The sequence below is a fragment of the Propioniciclava sp. genome, from assembly GCF_047602245.1.
GTDB lineage: Bacteria > Actinomycetota > Actinomycetes > Propionibacteriales > Propionibacteriaceae > Propioniciclava.
This window is the reverse complement of the sequence record NZ_JASGHT010000001.1, coordinates 397,216-412,668: the sequence shown is the minus strand read 5'-3', so window position 1 is coordinate 412,668 and position 15,453 is coordinate 397,216. Positions and strand designations below refer to the sequence as shown.

The window sequence follows — 15,453 nt, the reverse complement described above, 5'->3', positions numbered from 1 at the left end:
CGCTGACGAACGTCTGAGAGCGGGCATAGATTGACGAATGTCCGGGCCCCAGGCCTCGTGTCGACGACGATGGAGACGTCCCTATGTACACACCAGAGATCGCGCCGCTGGGCAGTCTGATGACGTCCGCGCTGGTCGCGCTCCTTCCCCTGGCGGTGATGTTCCTCACGCTCGGTGGCCTCAAGTGGAAGGCACACTGGGCGGGCCTCACCTCGCTGGCCACCGCCATGATCGTGGCGGTGGTGGCTTTCAAGATGCCGATCGGCATGACCGTGCTCAGCGCCACCCAGGGCGCCGTCTTCGGTCTGTTCCCGATCACCTGGATCGTGCTGACCGCCATCTGGCTCTACCAGGTGACCGTGGTCAGCGGCCGGTTCGAGGATCTGCGGGCCACCTTCGGCCTGATCTCCGACGACCCGCGCGTGCTCGCCATCCTGATCGCCTTCTGCTTCGGCGGCCTGATGGAGGCGCTCGCCGGATTCGGCGCCCCGGTCGCCATCACCGGCGTCATGCTGATGTCGGTCGGTTTCTCGGCGTTCCGCGCCGCGATGGTGGTGTTGCTGGCCAACACCGCGCCGGTTGCCTTCGGTGCCGTCGCCATCCCGATCATCACCGCCGGCAACCTGACCGGCATCGACTACCACCACATCGGCGCCTACGTCGGCCATCAGTCGCCGGTGCTGGCCTTCTTCGTCCCGATGCTGCTGGTGCTGCTGGCCGACGGCAAGCGCGGCCTGAAGCAGACCTGGCCGGTCGGCCTGGTCATCGGCGCCTCGTTCGCGGTCGCGCAGTGGATCTCGGCGACCTACATCTCGGTCGAGCTGACCGACGTGATCGCCTCGCTCGTCGCGCTCGCCGCGGGCGTCATCTTCATGCGGTTCTGGACGCCGCAGGGTGGCGAGGCCGCGCTGGAGCGGATGGCTGCCGAGCGGACGAAGGAGAACCTCACCCCGGTCGAGACCGCTCACGCGCCGGCCGGCGCGCTCACCGGCGGCCGGATCGCCATGGCCCTGTTCCCCTACCTGCTGGTCATCGTCGTGTTCGTGATCGCCAAGCTGGTGGCACCGGTGCAGGCGTTCCTGGCCAGCACCGACGTGAAGATCCAGTGGCCGGGCCTGTACGGGCAGCTGATGACGGTCGACGGCAAGGTCAGCGGCACCGCGGTCTATACGTTCTCCTGGCTGTCGGGCCCCGGCACGCTGCTGCTGATCACCGGCTTCATCGTCGCCCTGGTCTACCGGGTGTCGTTCGCCGACATGGCCAAGGAGCTGTGGAACACCGCCTACAAGATGCGCTTCTCGGCGCTGACCATCGCCTCGGTGCTAGCGCTGGCCTACGTGATGAACTTCTCCGGCCAGACCATCAATATCGGCTATTGGATCGCCGGCGTCGGCGCGGCCTACGCGTTCTTCGCTCCGATCCTGGGCTGGGTGGGCACGGCGGTCACCGGTTCGGACACCTCCGCCAACGCGCTGTTCGCGACGCTGCAGCAGGCCACCGGCAACCAGATCGGCGTCGATCCGGCCCTGCTGGTCGCGGCCAACACCACCGGTGGCGTGGTCGGCAAGATGATCAGCCCGCAGAACCTGGCCATTGCGGCGTCCGCCGTCGGCCTGCTCGGTTCGGAGTCGGCCATCTTCCGCAAGGTGATCTGGTGGAGCCTCGGCATGCTGTTCGTGCTGTGCCTGCTGATCGGCCTGCAGTCGACGCCGGTGCTCAGCTGGATGCTGCCGCACTACCCGTCCTGAGCATCGCCGCCCGTCACGAGACAAAGGAGCACCACCCATGGCACCCGGAACCGGGAAGCGAGTGGCCCTGTTCGCCACCTGCATCAGCGACACCATGTACCCCGGCACTCCCAAGGCGGTCGTCACCGTCTTGGAGCGGTTGGGTTGTACCGTCGAGTTCCCCACCGAGCAGAGTTGCTGCGGTCAGATGCTGACCAACACGGGCTACTTCAAGCAGGCGGTCCCGACGGTGAAGAACTTCGTCCGCGCATTCGAGGACTACGACTACGTCGTGGGGCCGTCCGGCTCCTGTGTCGGCGCGGTGCGGCACCAGCACCCGATGCTGGCGCGCCACGCCGGCGACGAGGGCCTGGCGAAGGCGTCCGAGCAGGTGATCACCCGCACCTACGACTTCAGCGAGTTCCTGATCGACGTGCTCGGCGTCACCGATGTGGGGGCCTACTTCCCGCACCGGGTCACCTACCATCCGACCTGCCATTCGGTGCGGGTGGCGAAGGTGGGCGACCGGCCGATGCGGCTGCTGGAGGCGGTCAACGGCATCGACGTGGTGCCGCTGCCGTCGTCCGATCAGTGTTGCGGCTTCGGTGGCACCTTCTCGGTGAAGAACCCCGACGTGTCCGTGGCGATGGGCGCCGACAAGGCGCACCACGTCATGGAGACCGGTGCGGAGTATCTGGTCACCGGTGATAACGCCTGCCTGATGCACATCGGCGGGCTGCTGCACCGCATGAACGCGGGCGTCCGCACCATCCATCTGGCCGAGATCCTGGCCCACACCGACGAGGGGGCAGCCGCATGACCGCCACCGTTCCCCGCCTCACCCCGGCACCGCCTCCGGGCACCTTCCTGGGCATGCCGGCCTTCCCGAAGGCGGCCAAGCAGGCGCTGGAGAACCAGCAGCTGCGCAAGAATCTGCGTCACGTCACCACCACCATCCGCAACAAGCGGGCCACGCGGGCCTCCGAAGTCGCGAACTGGGAGGACCTGCGCACCGCCGGCGAGCAGATCAAGAACAGGGTCGGACGCCATCTCGACCACTATCTGCTGCAGGCCGAAGAGGCGATGACCAAGGCCGGCATCACCGTGCATTGGGCGCGGGACGCCGAGGAGGCCAACCGGATCGTCGTGGAGATCGCCAAGGCCAAGCAGACCAAGGAGATCGTCAAGATCAAGTCGATGGTCACCCAGGAAATCGACATGAATGAGGCGCTCGAAGAGGCGGGCATCGCGGCCTGGGAGACCGACCTGGCCGAGCTGATCGTCCAGTTGGGTCATGACCGCCCCAGCCACATCCTGGTGCCGGCCATCCACCGCAACCGCTCCGAGGTGCGAGAGATCTTCCGCGAAGAGATGGGCCAATGGGGTGCGCCGCCACCGGAGAACCTCAGCGACGACCCGCCGGTGCTGGCCGGTGCCGCGCGCGGCCACCTGCGAGAGAAGTTCCTGCGCGCCAAGGTGGCCGTCTCGGGCGGTAACTTCATCGTCGCCGAGACCGGGTCGCTGGTCATCGTGGAATCCGAGGGCAACGGCCGGATGTGCCTGACCCTGCCCGAGACGCTGATCTCGATCGTCGGCATCGAGAAGCTGGTGCCCACCTTCGAGGATCTCGAGGTGTTCCTGCGCCTGCTGCCGCGCAGTTCGACCGCGGAGCGGATGAACCCGTACACCTCGATCTGGACCGGCGTCACCCCGGGCGACGGCCCCCAGGATCTGCACGTCGTCCTGCTCGACAACGGCCGCACCAACGTGCTCGCCGATCCGGTCGGGCGCGAGGCGCTGCGCTGCATCCGCTGCTCGGCCTGCATGAACGTCTGCCCGGTCTACGAGCGGGTCGGCGGGCACGCCTACGGGTCGGTGTATCCGGGCCCGATCGGCGCGATCCTGACCCCGATGCTGCGCGGCATGGACAGCGACGTGGACAAGTCGTTGCCGTTCGCCTCGACGCTGTGCGGCGCCTGCAACGACGTCTGCCCGGTGAAGATCCCGATCGCCGACATCCTGGTGCATCTGCGCAACAAGGTGGTGCAGAAGAAGACGGCCAAGCACCCGACCATCGAGAGCGCGATCTTCGGCGGCGTCGGCTGGGTGATGGCGAAGGGTTCGCATCTGGCGATGGCCGAGAGCGCGGCCGGCGTGGTCGGCAAGATGATGAGCTCCAAGACCCACATCGGCCCGATCCCGCTGCCGCTCGCGATCGCCTGGACGCGGTCGCGCGACATTCCGGTGCCCCCCGCGCAGAGCTTCCGCGCCTGGTGGGCCGAGCGTGAGGAGAAGAGCAAGTGAGCGCGCGCGAAGAGATCCTGGCCCGTATCCGGGCGGCGACCACCGACGTCACCGAACCCGATCCGGTCAAGGACGTCCCCGTCGACTGGGCTTACGCGCAGCCGACCCCGCTGGAGGATGTGCTGGACACGTTCGAGGAGAACATCCTCGACTACCGGGCGCGGATCGTCCGCACGCCGGCGTCCGGAACCGCCCAGGCCATCGTGGCCGCCTTGGCCGAGGTGGGCGCGAACTCCGTCGTGGTGCCGGTGGGTGTGCAGGCGTCCTGGGTCGAGGCCGTCGAGGCGGCCGGCATGACCGTCGTCCGCGACGATCCGCCGCTGAGCCATGACGAGCTCAACCGGGTGGACGCCGTGCTGACCGGCTCGTGCGTGTCGATGGCCGAGACGGGCACCATCTGCCTCGACCACCGCGATGATCAGGGACGCCGCGCGCTCAGCCTGGTCCCGGACCGGCACGTATGCGTGGTCACCGCGGACTCGGTGGTCTCCGACGTCCCCGAGGCGGTGGCGCGGATGAAGCCGTCCATCCTGGACGGGCGCCCGTTGACCTGGATCAGCGGCGGCTCGGCGACCTCCGATATCGAGTTGCAGCGGGTCGAGGGCGTGCACGGCCCGCGGCAGTTGTTCGTGGTGCTGCAGGAGTGAGGCGTCGGGTCGCGGTGAGGGGTGCGGGCGGAGTGACCCCACCACACCCCGGCGCGGTACGTTGAGGGGCATGCCGCTCAGCCATGCCCAGGTCGTCGATGCCGCCCGCGCGATCCTGGTGGCCGACGGGCTGGAAGGCCTGAGCATGCGCAGGGTGGCGTCCGCGCTGGAGGTGCAGCCGGGCGCCCTCTACCATCACGTGCCTGACAAGCAAACCCTGCTCGCGGCGGTCGCCGACGCGATCCTGGCGGGGGTGGAGGAGCCGTTGGGGCGGTGGCGCCCGGCGGTGGAGGCGTGGGCGGCGAGCCTGCGCGCGGTGCTGCTGGCGCACCGGGATTCGGCCGAACTGGTCGCGACCGCGCGTGGTTTCCGGCTCAGCCGGCACGACACCACCCGGCATCCCGCGACGCTGCTGGCCGCGGCCGGGCTGCCGCCCGAGGCGGCGCGCGGGGCCGCGTCCGCTTTGCTGTACTTTGTGCTCGGCCACTGTGCCGAGGAGCAGGCCCGGCAGGACTGGGAGCGGTTCCATCCCGCCGCGCAAGGCCCGGACGCCGACGGCAGTTTCGCGCTCGGTGTCGGCCTGCTGCTGGACGGCGTGGCCGCCCGGGCCGACGATTTGGAATAACTATTCCTCTGGGCGTATAACTATGCCATGACGCTACGTATTGCGGTCGCCGGGTGTACGGGTTATGCGGGGGGCGAGGTTCTCCGCATCCTCGCCGGGCGCGACGACATCGAGATCGGTGCTCTCACGGCCAAGTCCTCCGCGGGCACGCGCCTGGGCGCTCACCACCAGCACCTCACCCCGCTGTTCGACCGCGTGGTGGCCGACACCACGCCGGAGAATCTGGCCGGGCACGACGTCGTGTTCCTCGGCCTGCCGCACGGGGCCTCGGCCGAGGTCGCCGAGCAACTCGGCGACGACACCCTGGTGATCGACGCGGGTGCGGACTTCCGGCTCGAATCGGCTGAGGACTGGGCGGCGTTCTACGGCACCGAGCACGCCGGCACCTGGCCCTATGGCCTGCCCGAGCTGCCCGGCCAGCGCGAGGTGCTCGCCGGTGCCACGCGCATCGCGGTGCCGGGCTGCTTCCCGACCACCGTCACCTTGGCGCTCGCCCCCGCCCTGACCGGCGGGCTGGTCGACGGCCACGACGTGGTCGTGGTGGCACCCACCGGCCCCTCGGGCGCGGGCAAGGCGCTCAAGCCGCACCTGCTCGGCGCCGAACTGATGGGGTCGGCGTCCGCCTACGGGGTCGGCGGCGTGCACCGGCACATCCCCGAGATGGCGCAGAACTTCCGCAAGCTGGGTGCGCCGGACCCGACCATCTCGTTCACGCCGATCCTGGTGCCGATGTCCCGCGGCATCCTCGCCACGGTCACCGCGCCGCTGCTCGCACCGGTCAGCACCGAGCAGGCCCGCGCCGTCTACGCGCAAGCCTGGGCCGAGGAGCCCTTCGTGCACCTGCTGCCGGAGGGGATGTGGCCGCAGACCCAGTCGATCCTCGGCTCGAATCACGTGCACGTGCAGGTGGCCGTCGACCGCGCCGCCAACCGGCTGATCGCCGTCGCCGCGCTCGACAACCTCACCAAGGGCACCGCCGGCGGTGCCGTCCAGTCCATGAACGTCGCCCTGGGTCTGCCCGAGACCCTCGGCCTGACCACGTTGGGAGTCGCACCGTGAGCGTCACCGCAGCCCAGGGATTCACCGCCGCCGGCGTGAAGGCCGGCATCAAGGCCAGTGGCAACCACGATCTGGCGCTGGTCCGCAACCTCGGCCCGTCCCCGGTGGCCGCCGGCGTGTTCACCTCGAACCGGTTCCAGGCCGCCCCGGTGCTGTGGTCGGTCGCCGCGCTCGCCGACCACAGCCTGGACGCCGTGGTGCTCAACTCGGGCGGGGCCAACGCCTGCACGGGCGCCGACGGTTTCGCGGACGCCCAGGCGACCGCGCAGGCGGTCGCGTCCGCCTTGCAGACCACGCCCGACCAGGTCGCGGTCTGCTCGACCGGACTGATCGGCGTCCGCCTGCCGATGGACGCCGTGACCAGCGGCATCGCCACCGCGGCCGCCACCCTGGCCGCCGATGGTGGTGACGACGCCGCGCTGGCGATCATGACCACCGACACCGTGCCCAAGAAGGCCGCCGTCACCTCCGAACAGGGCTGGACCGTCGGCGGCATGGCCAAGGGCGCGGGCATGCTCGCCCCGGCCCTGGCCACCATGCTCGTGGTGATCACCACCGACGCCGATCTGACCGCGAGCCAGGCGGACGCCGCCCTGCGTGAGGCCACCCGGCTCACCTTCGACCGCACCGACTCCGACGGCTGCATGTCCACCAACGACACCGTCATCCTGATGGCGAGCGGCGCCTCCGGGATCGAGCCGGATCCGGTCGCGTTCACCGAGGCGCTCACCGGCGTGTGCGCGTCGCTGGCCCGGCAGTTGCTCAGCGACGCCGAGGGCTCCAGCCACGACATCGCGGTCACCGTGGTGAATGCCGCCGGCGAGGACGACGCCCTCGAGGTGGCCCGCGCGGTGACCCGGTCGAACCTGTTCAAGTGCGCCATCTTCGGCAATGACCCCAACTGGGGCCGGGTGCTCGCCTCGGCGGGCACCACCGGCGCCGAGTTCGACCCCGACCAGGTCTCGGTGAGCTTCAACGGCGTCACCGTCTTCCGCCGCGGCGGCCTCGGCGAGGACCGCTCGCTGGTCGACCTCACCCCCCGCGAGGTGGCCGTCGAGATCGACCTGGCCGCCGGTGCGGCGTCCGCCACCGTGTGGACCAACGACCTGACCTACGACTATGTCAAAGAGAACGCGGAGTATTCCTCATGAGCCCCACCACCACCCGCACTGCGGCGACGCAGCACGCGGCGTACGCGAAGGCGAGCACGCTGATCGAGGCGTTGCCGTGGCTGACCAAGCACGCCGGCGCCACCATGGTGATCAAATACGGCGGCAACGCGATGACCAGCGAGGCGCTCAAGCAAGCCTTCGTCGAGGACGTCGTCTTCCTGCGCCGCTGCGGCATCCGCCCCGTCGTGGTGCACGGCGGCGGCCCGCAGATCAACAAGATGCTCGGCAAGCTCGGCATCGAGAGCGAGTTCAAGGGGGGCCTGCGGGTCACCACGCCCGAGGCGATGGACGTCGTCCGGATGGTGCTGGTCGGCCAGGTGGGCCGCGAGCTGGTCAACCTGCTGAACGCGCACGGACCGCTGGCGGTCGGCATGTCGGGTGAGGACGGTGGCCTGTTCACCGCGCAGCGCCGCGGCACCGTCGTCGACGGCGAGGACGTCGATCTCGGGCTGGTCGGCGAGGTGGTCGGGGTGAACACCGACGCGATCACCGACCTGATCGATGCCGGGCGCATTCCGGTGGTCGCCACGGTGGCTCCGGACGCCGCGGGTGCGATCCACAACGTGAACGCCGATACCGCCGCCGCCGCGCTGGCCTCCGCACTCGGAGCCGACCGGCTGATCGTGTTGACCGACGTCGAGGGCCTGTACGCGAACTGGCCGAGCACTGATGAGATCATCGCCTCGATCACCACCTCCGAATTGCGCGCGCTGCTGCCCAGCCTCGCCTCGGGGATGATCCCGAAGATGGAGGCCTGCCTGGCCGCGGTCGAGGACGGCGTCCCGCTGGCCACCATCGTGGACGGCCGCCAGCCGCACTCGATCCTGCTGGAGGTCTTCACCGACGAGGGCGTGGGCACCATGGTGGTCCCCGACGACGAGGTGGCCTCGTGACCGATCTCGTGACGGCGGCGTCCGCGGGCGTCCCGCAGGCCGCCTGGCTGGACCGCTACACCCAGGTGATGATGAACACCTTCGGGACGCCGGCGCGCGTCTTCGTGCGCGGCGAGGGCACCCAGATCTGGGACGCCGACGGGCACCAGTACACCGACTTCCTGTCCGGGCTCGCGGTGACCTCGCTGGGCCAGGCGCATCCGGCGGTGCTGGCGGCGATCACCGCCCAGCTGTCCACCCTCGGGCATGTGTCCAACTTCTTCGCCACGCCCGCCCAGGTGTCGCTGGCCGAGCGGCTGACCGGCTTCGTCACCGCGAACGCGCCGGGCACGCCGGCGAAGGTGTTCTTCACCAACTCCGGCACCGAGGCGAACGAGTGCGCCTTCAAGGCGACCCGGTTGACCGGCCGCACCCGCATCGTCGCCATGGAGGGCAGCTTCCACGGCCGGACGATGGGCGCCCTGGCGGTGACCTCGAACCCGAAGTACCGCGAGCCGTTCGCGCCACTGCCCGGCGAGGTCGTCTTCGTGCCCTACGGTGACGCGGACGCCCTGGCCGCGGCCGTCGACGAGACGGTGGCGGCGATCCTGATCGAGCCGATCCAGGGCGAGAACGGCATCGTCGACCCGGGGGATGAGTTCGTGCGGGCCGCCCGCCGGATCGCCTCCGCGCACGGCGCGCTGCTGTGGATCGACGAGGTGCAGACCGGCCTGGGCCGCTGCGGCGACTGGCTGTGCTCGGCGTCCTCGGGAGTGACCGCCGATCTGGTCACCTTCGCCAAGGGCCTCGGCAACGGCTTCCCGATCGGCGCCTGCGTGGCGACCGGACCGGCCGCCGGCCTGCTGCAACCCGGCAGCCACGGCAGCACCTACGCCGGCAACCCGGTCGCGGCCGCCGCCGGCCTGGCCGTCATCGGCGTGATCGAGCGCGACGGGCTGCTCGCCCGCGCCACCGCGATGGGCGAACGCCTGGCCGCCGGCATCGCCGCCCTGGACGCCCCCGGCATCGTCACCGTGCGCGGTCGCGGGCTGCTGCGCGGCATCGTGCTGCGCGACGAGATCGCTCCGGCGGTCGTCGCCGGCCTGTTGCAGGCCGGCTGGATCGCCAATGCGCCGCGGCCGTCGGTGGTCCGGGTGGCGCCGCCGCTGATCGTCTCCGAGGCCGAGATCGACGCCTTTGTGGCCGCGTTCGCCAAGGCGCTGGACGCCGCGACCGCGGAGGCGGGGTGAGCGAGCGTCCGGTGGGTGCCTCGAAGGCCGCGCGACAAGGGCGGATCGTCGATCTACTCACCCGGATGACGGTGCGCTCCCAGACCGAGCTGGCCGAACTGCTGGCCGGCGACGGGTTCGTGGTCAGCCAGGGCACCCTCTCGAAGGATCTGGTCGATGTCGGTGCCGTGCGGTTGCGCTCGGCCGGCGGCGAACTGATCTACGCGATCAGCGATGTCGAGGCCGCCGACCGGGGCCGCGCCCAGGCGAAGCTGATCCGGCTGGCGTCCGAGTTGCTGCTGTCGGCCGAAGCCTCGGCGAACCTGGTCGTCGCCAAGACACCGCCGGGCGCGGCGCAATTCCTGGCCTCGGCGATCGACAAGGCGGGGCTGGACGCCGTCCTCGGTACGATCGCCGGGGACGATTCGATTCTCATCGTCAGCCGCGACCCCGAAGGCGGGGCCGCGCTGGCGGAACACCTGCTCGCGATGAGCGCGGGCGAGAAGGAAGGTAGCGCATGAGCGAGGCAGGCGAAGGACGGCTCTGGGGCGGACGGTTCGCGGGCGGACCCGCGGACGCCATGTTCGCGCTGTCGAAGTCGACCCAGTTCGACTGGCGGCTCGCCCACCACGACATCAACGGCTCCCGCGCGCACGCCCGCGCGCTGCACCGCGCCGGGCTGCTCACCGACGGCGAACTCGACGGCATGCTCGCCGGCCTCGACCAGCTGGACGCCGATGTCGCCTCGGGCGCCTTCGTCGCCGCCCCCACCGACGAGGACGTGCACGGCTCGCTGGAGCGCGGACTGATCGAGCGGGTCGGCCCCGAACTGGGCGGACGCCTGCGCGCCGGCCGCTCCCGCAACGACCAGATCGCCACCTTGATCCGCGCCTACCTGCGCGAGGAACTGCGCCACATCGCCGCCGAGGTGCTCGGTGTGGTGGATGCGCTGCACGCGCAGGCGTCCGCACATCTCGGCGTGCCGATGCCCGGCCGCACCCACCTGCAGTCGGCCCAGCCGGTGCTGCTCAGCCATCACCTGCTCGCGCACGCCTGGCCGCTGCTGCGCGACGTGGACCGGATCCGTGATCTGGACGCCCGCCTGGCCCTGTCGCCGTACGGCTCGGCGGCGCTGGCCGGCACCTCGCTCGGCCTCGACCCGGAGTTCGTCGCCGCCGAACTGGGCTTCGCCGGCTCGGTGCCCAACTCGATCGACGGCACTGCCGCCCGCGACCTGGTCGCCGAGGCGACCTTCGTGCTGGCGATGATCGGGGTCGACCTGTCCCGGATCAGCGAGGAGGTCATCCTCTGGTCGACCGTCGAGTTCGGCTTCGCCACCCTCGATGACGCCTGGTCGACCGGATCCTCGATCATGCCGCAGAAGAAGAACCCCGACGTCGCCGAACTGGCCCGCGGTAAGGCCGGACGCCTGATCGGCAATCACGCCGGCCTGCTCGCCACTCTCAAGGGCCTGCCGCTGGCCTACAACCGCGACCTGCAAGAGGACAAGGAACCCGTCTTCGACGGCCTCGATCAGCTGCGCATCCTGCTGCCCGCGGTCGCCGGCATGATCGGCACGCTGCGCTTCCATCCCGAGCGGATGGCCGAGCGCGCCCCGCAGGGATTCTCGCTCGCCACCGACGTCGCCGACTGGCTGGTCAAGCAGCGGGTGCCGTTCGCGCAGGCGCACGAGGTGGCCGGCGCGGCGGTGCAGTACTGCGAGACCCGCGGCATCGAGCTCTACGACCTCACCGCGTCCGACCTGCCCGCCATCGACGCGCGGCTCGGCGAGGGCGTCCTGGCCGTGCTCTCGGTCGACGGCTCGATCAATGCCCGGGACGGACGCGGCGGCACCGCCCGCGCCCAGGTCGCGGTTCAGCTCGGCGAAGTCCGCGCCGCCACGGACGCCGCGGCGTCCTGGCTGGAGGGCTGACGGCGTTTCGCGCGTGACGCCGTCCGGTGCGGTGGGGCGATGCGCCGCACGATCACACCCGATGTGTCGCGGAGTGCGGCACTGCGGATAGGCTGACCGACCGTGAACGCTGTCATCGACGAACTGTCCTGGCGTGGCTTGATCGCGCACTCCACCGACCTGGATGCGCTGGGCGCGCATCTGGACGAGGGCCCGATCAGCGCGTATGTGGGCTTCGACCCGACGGCGCCCAGCATCCACATGGGCAACCTCGTGCAACTGATGGTGCACCGGGCGCTGCAGCGCGCCGGCCACCGGCCGATCCTGCTGGTGGGTGGATCGACCGGCCTGATCGGTGACCCGAAGCAGACCGCCGAGCGGGTGATGAACGACGTGGACGTCGTGCACGAATGGGTGATGCGCATCCGCGCCCAGGTCGGACGCCTCATCGACTTGGACGGCCCGCAGGCCGCGCGGCTGGTGAACAACTACGACTGGACCTCGGGGTTGTCGACCCTGGAGTTCCTGCGCGACGTCGGCAAGCACTTCTCGGTGAACCGGATGTTGGACCGCGAGGTGGTCAAGGCCCGCCTGGAGACCGGGATCAGCTACACCGAGTTCAGCTACGTGCTGCTGCAGTCGCTGGACTACCGGGAGCTGTACCGCAGCTACGGGTGCACCCTGCAGACCGGCGGATCGGACCAGTGGGGCAATATCACCGCCGGGGTGGAGCTGCTGCGCCGCTCCGACGGCGCCCGCGTGCACGCGCTGGCCACCCCGCTGCTCACCAAGGCCGACGGCACCAAGTTCGGCAAGACCGAGGCGGGCACCGTCTGGCTGGATCCGGAGATGACCTCGCCGTACGCCTTCCACCAGTACTTCCTGAACGCCGAGGACGCCATGGTGATGGCCTACCTCAAGGTGTTCAGCGAGCGCTCCCGCGAGGAGATCGAGGCGATCGAGGCCCAGCAGGCCGAGAAGCCGTTCCTGCGGGTGGCCCAGCGCGCCCTCGCCGACGACATCACCGACCTGGTGCACGGGGTGGCCGAACGCCGCTCGGCCGAGGCCGCCGCCGCCGCGCTGTTCGGGCGCAGTGCTCTGCCCGAGCTGGACGCGCACACCCTGGCCGCCGTGGGCAAGGAGTTGGGTGCCGGACGCCTCGAGGTAGGGGAGAGCTGGCCCTCGGTCGTCGACCTGCTGCTCGCCGGCGGCGTGGTGAAGAGCAAGGGCGAGGCGCGCCGGGCGATCGGCGAGGGCGGCGGCTACCTCAACAACGAGAAGGTCACCGACCCGGACGCCGTCCTCACCTCCGACGACCTGCTGGCCGGCCGCTGGGTGGTCGTGCGCCGCGGCCGCAAGACCGTCGGCGCGGTGGAGATCGTCCGCTGATCCGCTGCCCGCTGGCACCACGTTCGGACCGCCGTCACGCCTCGCGCGTGGCGGCGGTCCGGTGTATCTACCTCTGACAAGGCCGGACGCCTCCGTGAGGCCGACACCCTTCGGCCGATTTGCATCGCGTGAAACACCCGTGTAATCTTTACCAAGCGCTCGGGGGAGCGACGAAGAAGCCGAAAGGCAGCTTCGAAGATTCCCGAGAGCCGAAACTACCAACGACGTTCAACCCTAAGAACTAGGGTTAATCGCCATGGGGTTTCGGGGGTCAAAGCTTCGTGAGGGCCTTTCTAACCTTCTCGAAATGAGGCTCCAAGAGGCTGGAAACGCCGATTTGACTCGGCGAGAAAGACTCTCTAAAGTATTACGAGTGCCTTACCGAAGGGCGCGGGGGAAATAACCCGGGTTGTTCGGTTTGGTGGTGGAAGTTTGAGAACTCAACAGCGTGCTTAGGTCAATGCCAGTCGATCATGGTCAACCGATTTTGTTTGGTTGGTTGTGGTTGTATTTTTTGCACATGAATCATGTCATATTGGTTTGTGTGTCCTCGTTGCCAACACTTGTTGTTGGTTTCTTTTGAGTAGTTGAAATTTTTCAACCTTTTTATAAAGGGTTGGGTTTCTTACTTTTTTGTCGAGTTTTCGATGGAGAGTTTGATCCTGGCTCAGGACGAACGCTGGCGGCGTGCTTAACACATGCAAGTCGAACGGACCTCGGAGACTTCGGTTTTTGTGGTTAGTGGCGAACGGGTGAGTAACACGTGAGTAACCTGCCCCCCTCTTTGGGATAACTGCCGGAAACGGTGGCTAATACCGAATATTCACTTTATGGCGCATGCTGTGGGGTGGAAAGATTTTTTGGTGGGGGATGGGCTCGCGGCCTATCAGCTTGTTGGTGGGGTGATGGCCTACCAAGGCTTTGACGGGTAGCCGGCCTGAGAGGGCGACCGGCCACACTGGGACTGAGATACGGCCCAGACTCCTACGGGAGGCAGCAGTGGGGAATATTGCACAATGGGCGAAAGCCTGATGCAGCAACGCCGCGTGCGGGATGAAGGCCTTCGGGTTGTAAACCGCTTTCGCCAGGGGCGAATTTGGACGGTACCTGGAGAAGAAGCACCGGCTAACTACGTGCCAGCAGCCGCGGTGATACGTAGGGTGCGAGCGTTGTCCGGATTTATTGGGCGTAAAGGGCTCGTAGGTGGTTTGTTGCGTCGGAAGTGAAAACCTGCAGCTTAACTGTGGGCTTGCTTTCGATACGGGCAGACTTGAGGAAGGTAGGGGAGAACGGAATTCCTGGTGGAGCGGTGGAATGCGCAGATATCAGGAGGAACACCGGTGGCGAAGGCGGTTCTCTGGACCTTTCCTGACGCTGAGGAGCGAAAGCGTGGGGAGCAAACAGGCTTAGATACCCTGGTAGTCCACGCCGTAAACGGTGGGCACTAGGTGTGGGGGACATTCCACGTTCTCCGTGCCGTAGCTAACGCATTAAGTGCCCCGCCTGGGGAGTACGGCCGCAAGGCTAAAACTCAAAGGAATTGACGGGGGCCCGCACAAGCGGCGGAGCATGCGGATTAATTCGATGCAACGCGAAGAACCTTACCTGGGTTTGACATCTGCCGGAAGCATCCAGAGATGGGTGTGCCTTTTTGGCCGGTTGACAGGTGGTGCATGGCTGTCGTCAGCTCGTGTCGTGAGATGTTGGGTTAAGTCCCGCAACGAGCGCAACCCTCGTCCTATGTTGCCAGCACGTTATGGTGGGAACTCATGGGAGACTGCCGGGGTCAACTCGGAGGAAGGTGGGGATGACGTCAAGTCATCATGCCCCTTATGTCCAGGGCTTCACGCATGCTACAATGGCTGGTACAAAGGGTTGCGATCCCGTGAGGGTGAGCGAATCCCGTAAAGCCAGTCTCAGTTCGGATTGGGGTCTGCAACTCGACCCCATGAAGTCGGAGTCGCTAGTAATCGCAGATCAGCATTGCTGCGGTGAATACGTTCCCGGGCCTTGTACACACCGCCCGTCAAGTCATGAAAGTCGGTAACACCCGAAGCCGGTGGCCCAACCCTTGTGGAGGGAGCTGTCGAAGGTGGGATCGGTGATTAGGACTAAGTCGTAACAAGGTAGCCGTACCGGAAGGTGCGGCTGGATCACCTCCTTTCTAAGGAGCCCGTCATGTTCATCACGCTTTACTGGGCGTGGGGACTGTCCATCTAGCACAGCCGTTCGTGTTGTGGGGTGGCCGGGTTTACTTTTGTGGAAGCATTGATCGAGTCTCATGCACTCTTTAAGCATCATGTCTAGTACTACCAACCTTCCTTTTGGGGGTGTTGGTGTGGAACGGGTGGTGTAGTCGGGGTGTGTGGGGTGTGCACGTTGTTGGGTTCTGGAACTTCCACCCACACACTCTAGTGACAATCCCAGACTTTCGGGTTTGGGGTTGTTGTGTGTGAGGGTGTTGGTTCTGTTGAACGATGCTCGTCATTGCACCGGATGGTTTGTTTGGTGTGGTGG

General features: G+C 67.9%; 12 protein-coding genes and 1 rRNA gene. All 13 read left to right on the top strand.

What is annotated here, in order from left to right; translation table 11 throughout:
* The first annotated feature begins 83 nt into the window (after positions 1-83).
* Positions 84-1,748: an L-lactate permease gene (locus QM708_RS01940; RefSeq protein WP_415103865.1), complete on the top strand. Its 1,665-nt coding sequence runs from the start codon at positions 84-86 to the stop codon at positions 1,746-1,748.
* A gap of 37 nt (positions 1,749-1,785) precedes the next feature.
* Positions 1,786-2,547, top strand: coding sequence for a (Fe-S)-binding protein (locus QM708_RS01935; RefSeq protein WP_415103863.1), 762 nt, complete (start codon positions 1,786-1,788; stop codon positions 2,545-2,547).
* The gene (locus QM708_RS01930) at positions 2,544-4,031 is read left to right on the top strand and encodes a LutB/LldF family L-lactate oxidation iron-sulfur protein (RefSeq protein ID WP_415103861.1); all 1,488 of its coding nucleotides are present in this window, start codon (positions 2,544-2,546) and stop codon (positions 4,029-4,031) included. Before QM708_RS01935 ends, QM708_RS01930 begins: the two co-directional genes overlap by 4 nt.
* Positions 4,028-4,678 carry a LutC/YkgG family protein gene (locus QM708_RS01925; RefSeq protein ID WP_415103859.1) on the top strand — a complete coding sequence of 217 codons (651 nt, stop codon included), beginning with the start codon at positions 4,028-4,030 and terminating at the stop codon, positions 4,676-4,678. The genes QM708_RS01930 and QM708_RS01925 overlap by 4 nt, the downstream gene beginning before the upstream one ends.
* Before the next feature lie 70 nt (positions 4,679-4,748).
* Positions 4,749-5,303, top strand: a complete 555-nt coding sequence (locus tag QM708_RS01920) for a TetR/AcrR family transcriptional regulator C-terminal domain-containing protein (protein ID WP_415103857.1) — start codon at positions 4,749-4,751, stop codon at positions 5,301-5,303.
* Between the two features lie 27 nt (positions 5,304-5,330).
* The gene (gene argC / locus QM708_RS01915; protein WP_415103855.1) at positions 5,331-6,362 is read left to right on the top strand and encodes an N-acetyl-gamma-glutamyl-phosphate reductase; all 1,032 of its coding nucleotides are present in this window, start codon (positions 5,331-5,333) and stop codon (positions 6,360-6,362) included.
* On the top strand, positions 6,359-7,513 hold the full coding sequence (gene argJ, locus QM708_RS01910) for a bifunctional glutamate N-acetyltransferase/amino-acid acetyltransferase ArgJ (RefSeq protein ID WP_415103854.1): 1,155 nt from the start codon (positions 6,359-6,361) through the stop codon (positions 7,511-7,513). The genes argC and argJ overlap by 4 nt, the downstream gene beginning before the upstream one ends.
* Positions 7,510-8,427, top strand: coding sequence for an acetylglutamate kinase (gene argB / locus QM708_RS01905; RefSeq protein WP_415103852.1), 918 nt, complete (start codon positions 7,510-7,512; stop codon positions 8,425-8,427). The genes argJ and argB overlap by 4 nt, the downstream gene beginning before the upstream one ends.
* A complete protein-coding gene (locus QM708_RS01900; RefSeq protein ID WP_415103850.1) occupies positions 8,424-9,656 on the top strand; it encodes an acetylornithine transaminase in 1,233 nt (410 codons plus the stop codon). The genes argB and QM708_RS01900 overlap by 4 nt, the downstream gene beginning before the upstream one ends.
* Positions 9,653-10,156 (top strand): arginine repressor, encoded by a 504-nt coding sequence (locus tag QM708_RS01895; RefSeq protein WP_415103848.1) that lies wholly within the window; start codon positions 9,653-9,655, stop codon positions 10,154-10,156. Before QM708_RS01900 ends, QM708_RS01895 begins: the two co-directional genes overlap by 4 nt.
* Positions 10,153-11,568 (top strand): argininosuccinate lyase, encoded by a 1,416-nt coding sequence (argH, locus tag QM708_RS01890; protein WP_415103846.1) that lies wholly within the window; start codon positions 10,153-10,155, stop codon positions 11,566-11,568. The genes QM708_RS01895 and argH overlap by 4 nt, the downstream gene beginning before the upstream one ends.
* A 102-nt stretch (positions 11,569-11,670) precedes the next feature.
* Positions 11,671-12,936: a tyrosine--tRNA ligase gene (gene tyrS, locus QM708_RS01885; protein ID WP_415103844.1), complete on the top strand. Its 1,266-nt coding sequence runs from the start codon at positions 11,671-11,673 to the stop codon at positions 12,934-12,936.
* 644 nt (positions 12,937-13,580) lie between these two features.
* A 16S ribosomal RNA gene (locus tag QM708_RS01880) occupies positions 13,581-15,100 on the top strand.
* The last annotated feature ends 353 nt before the right edge of the window (positions 15,101-15,453 follow it).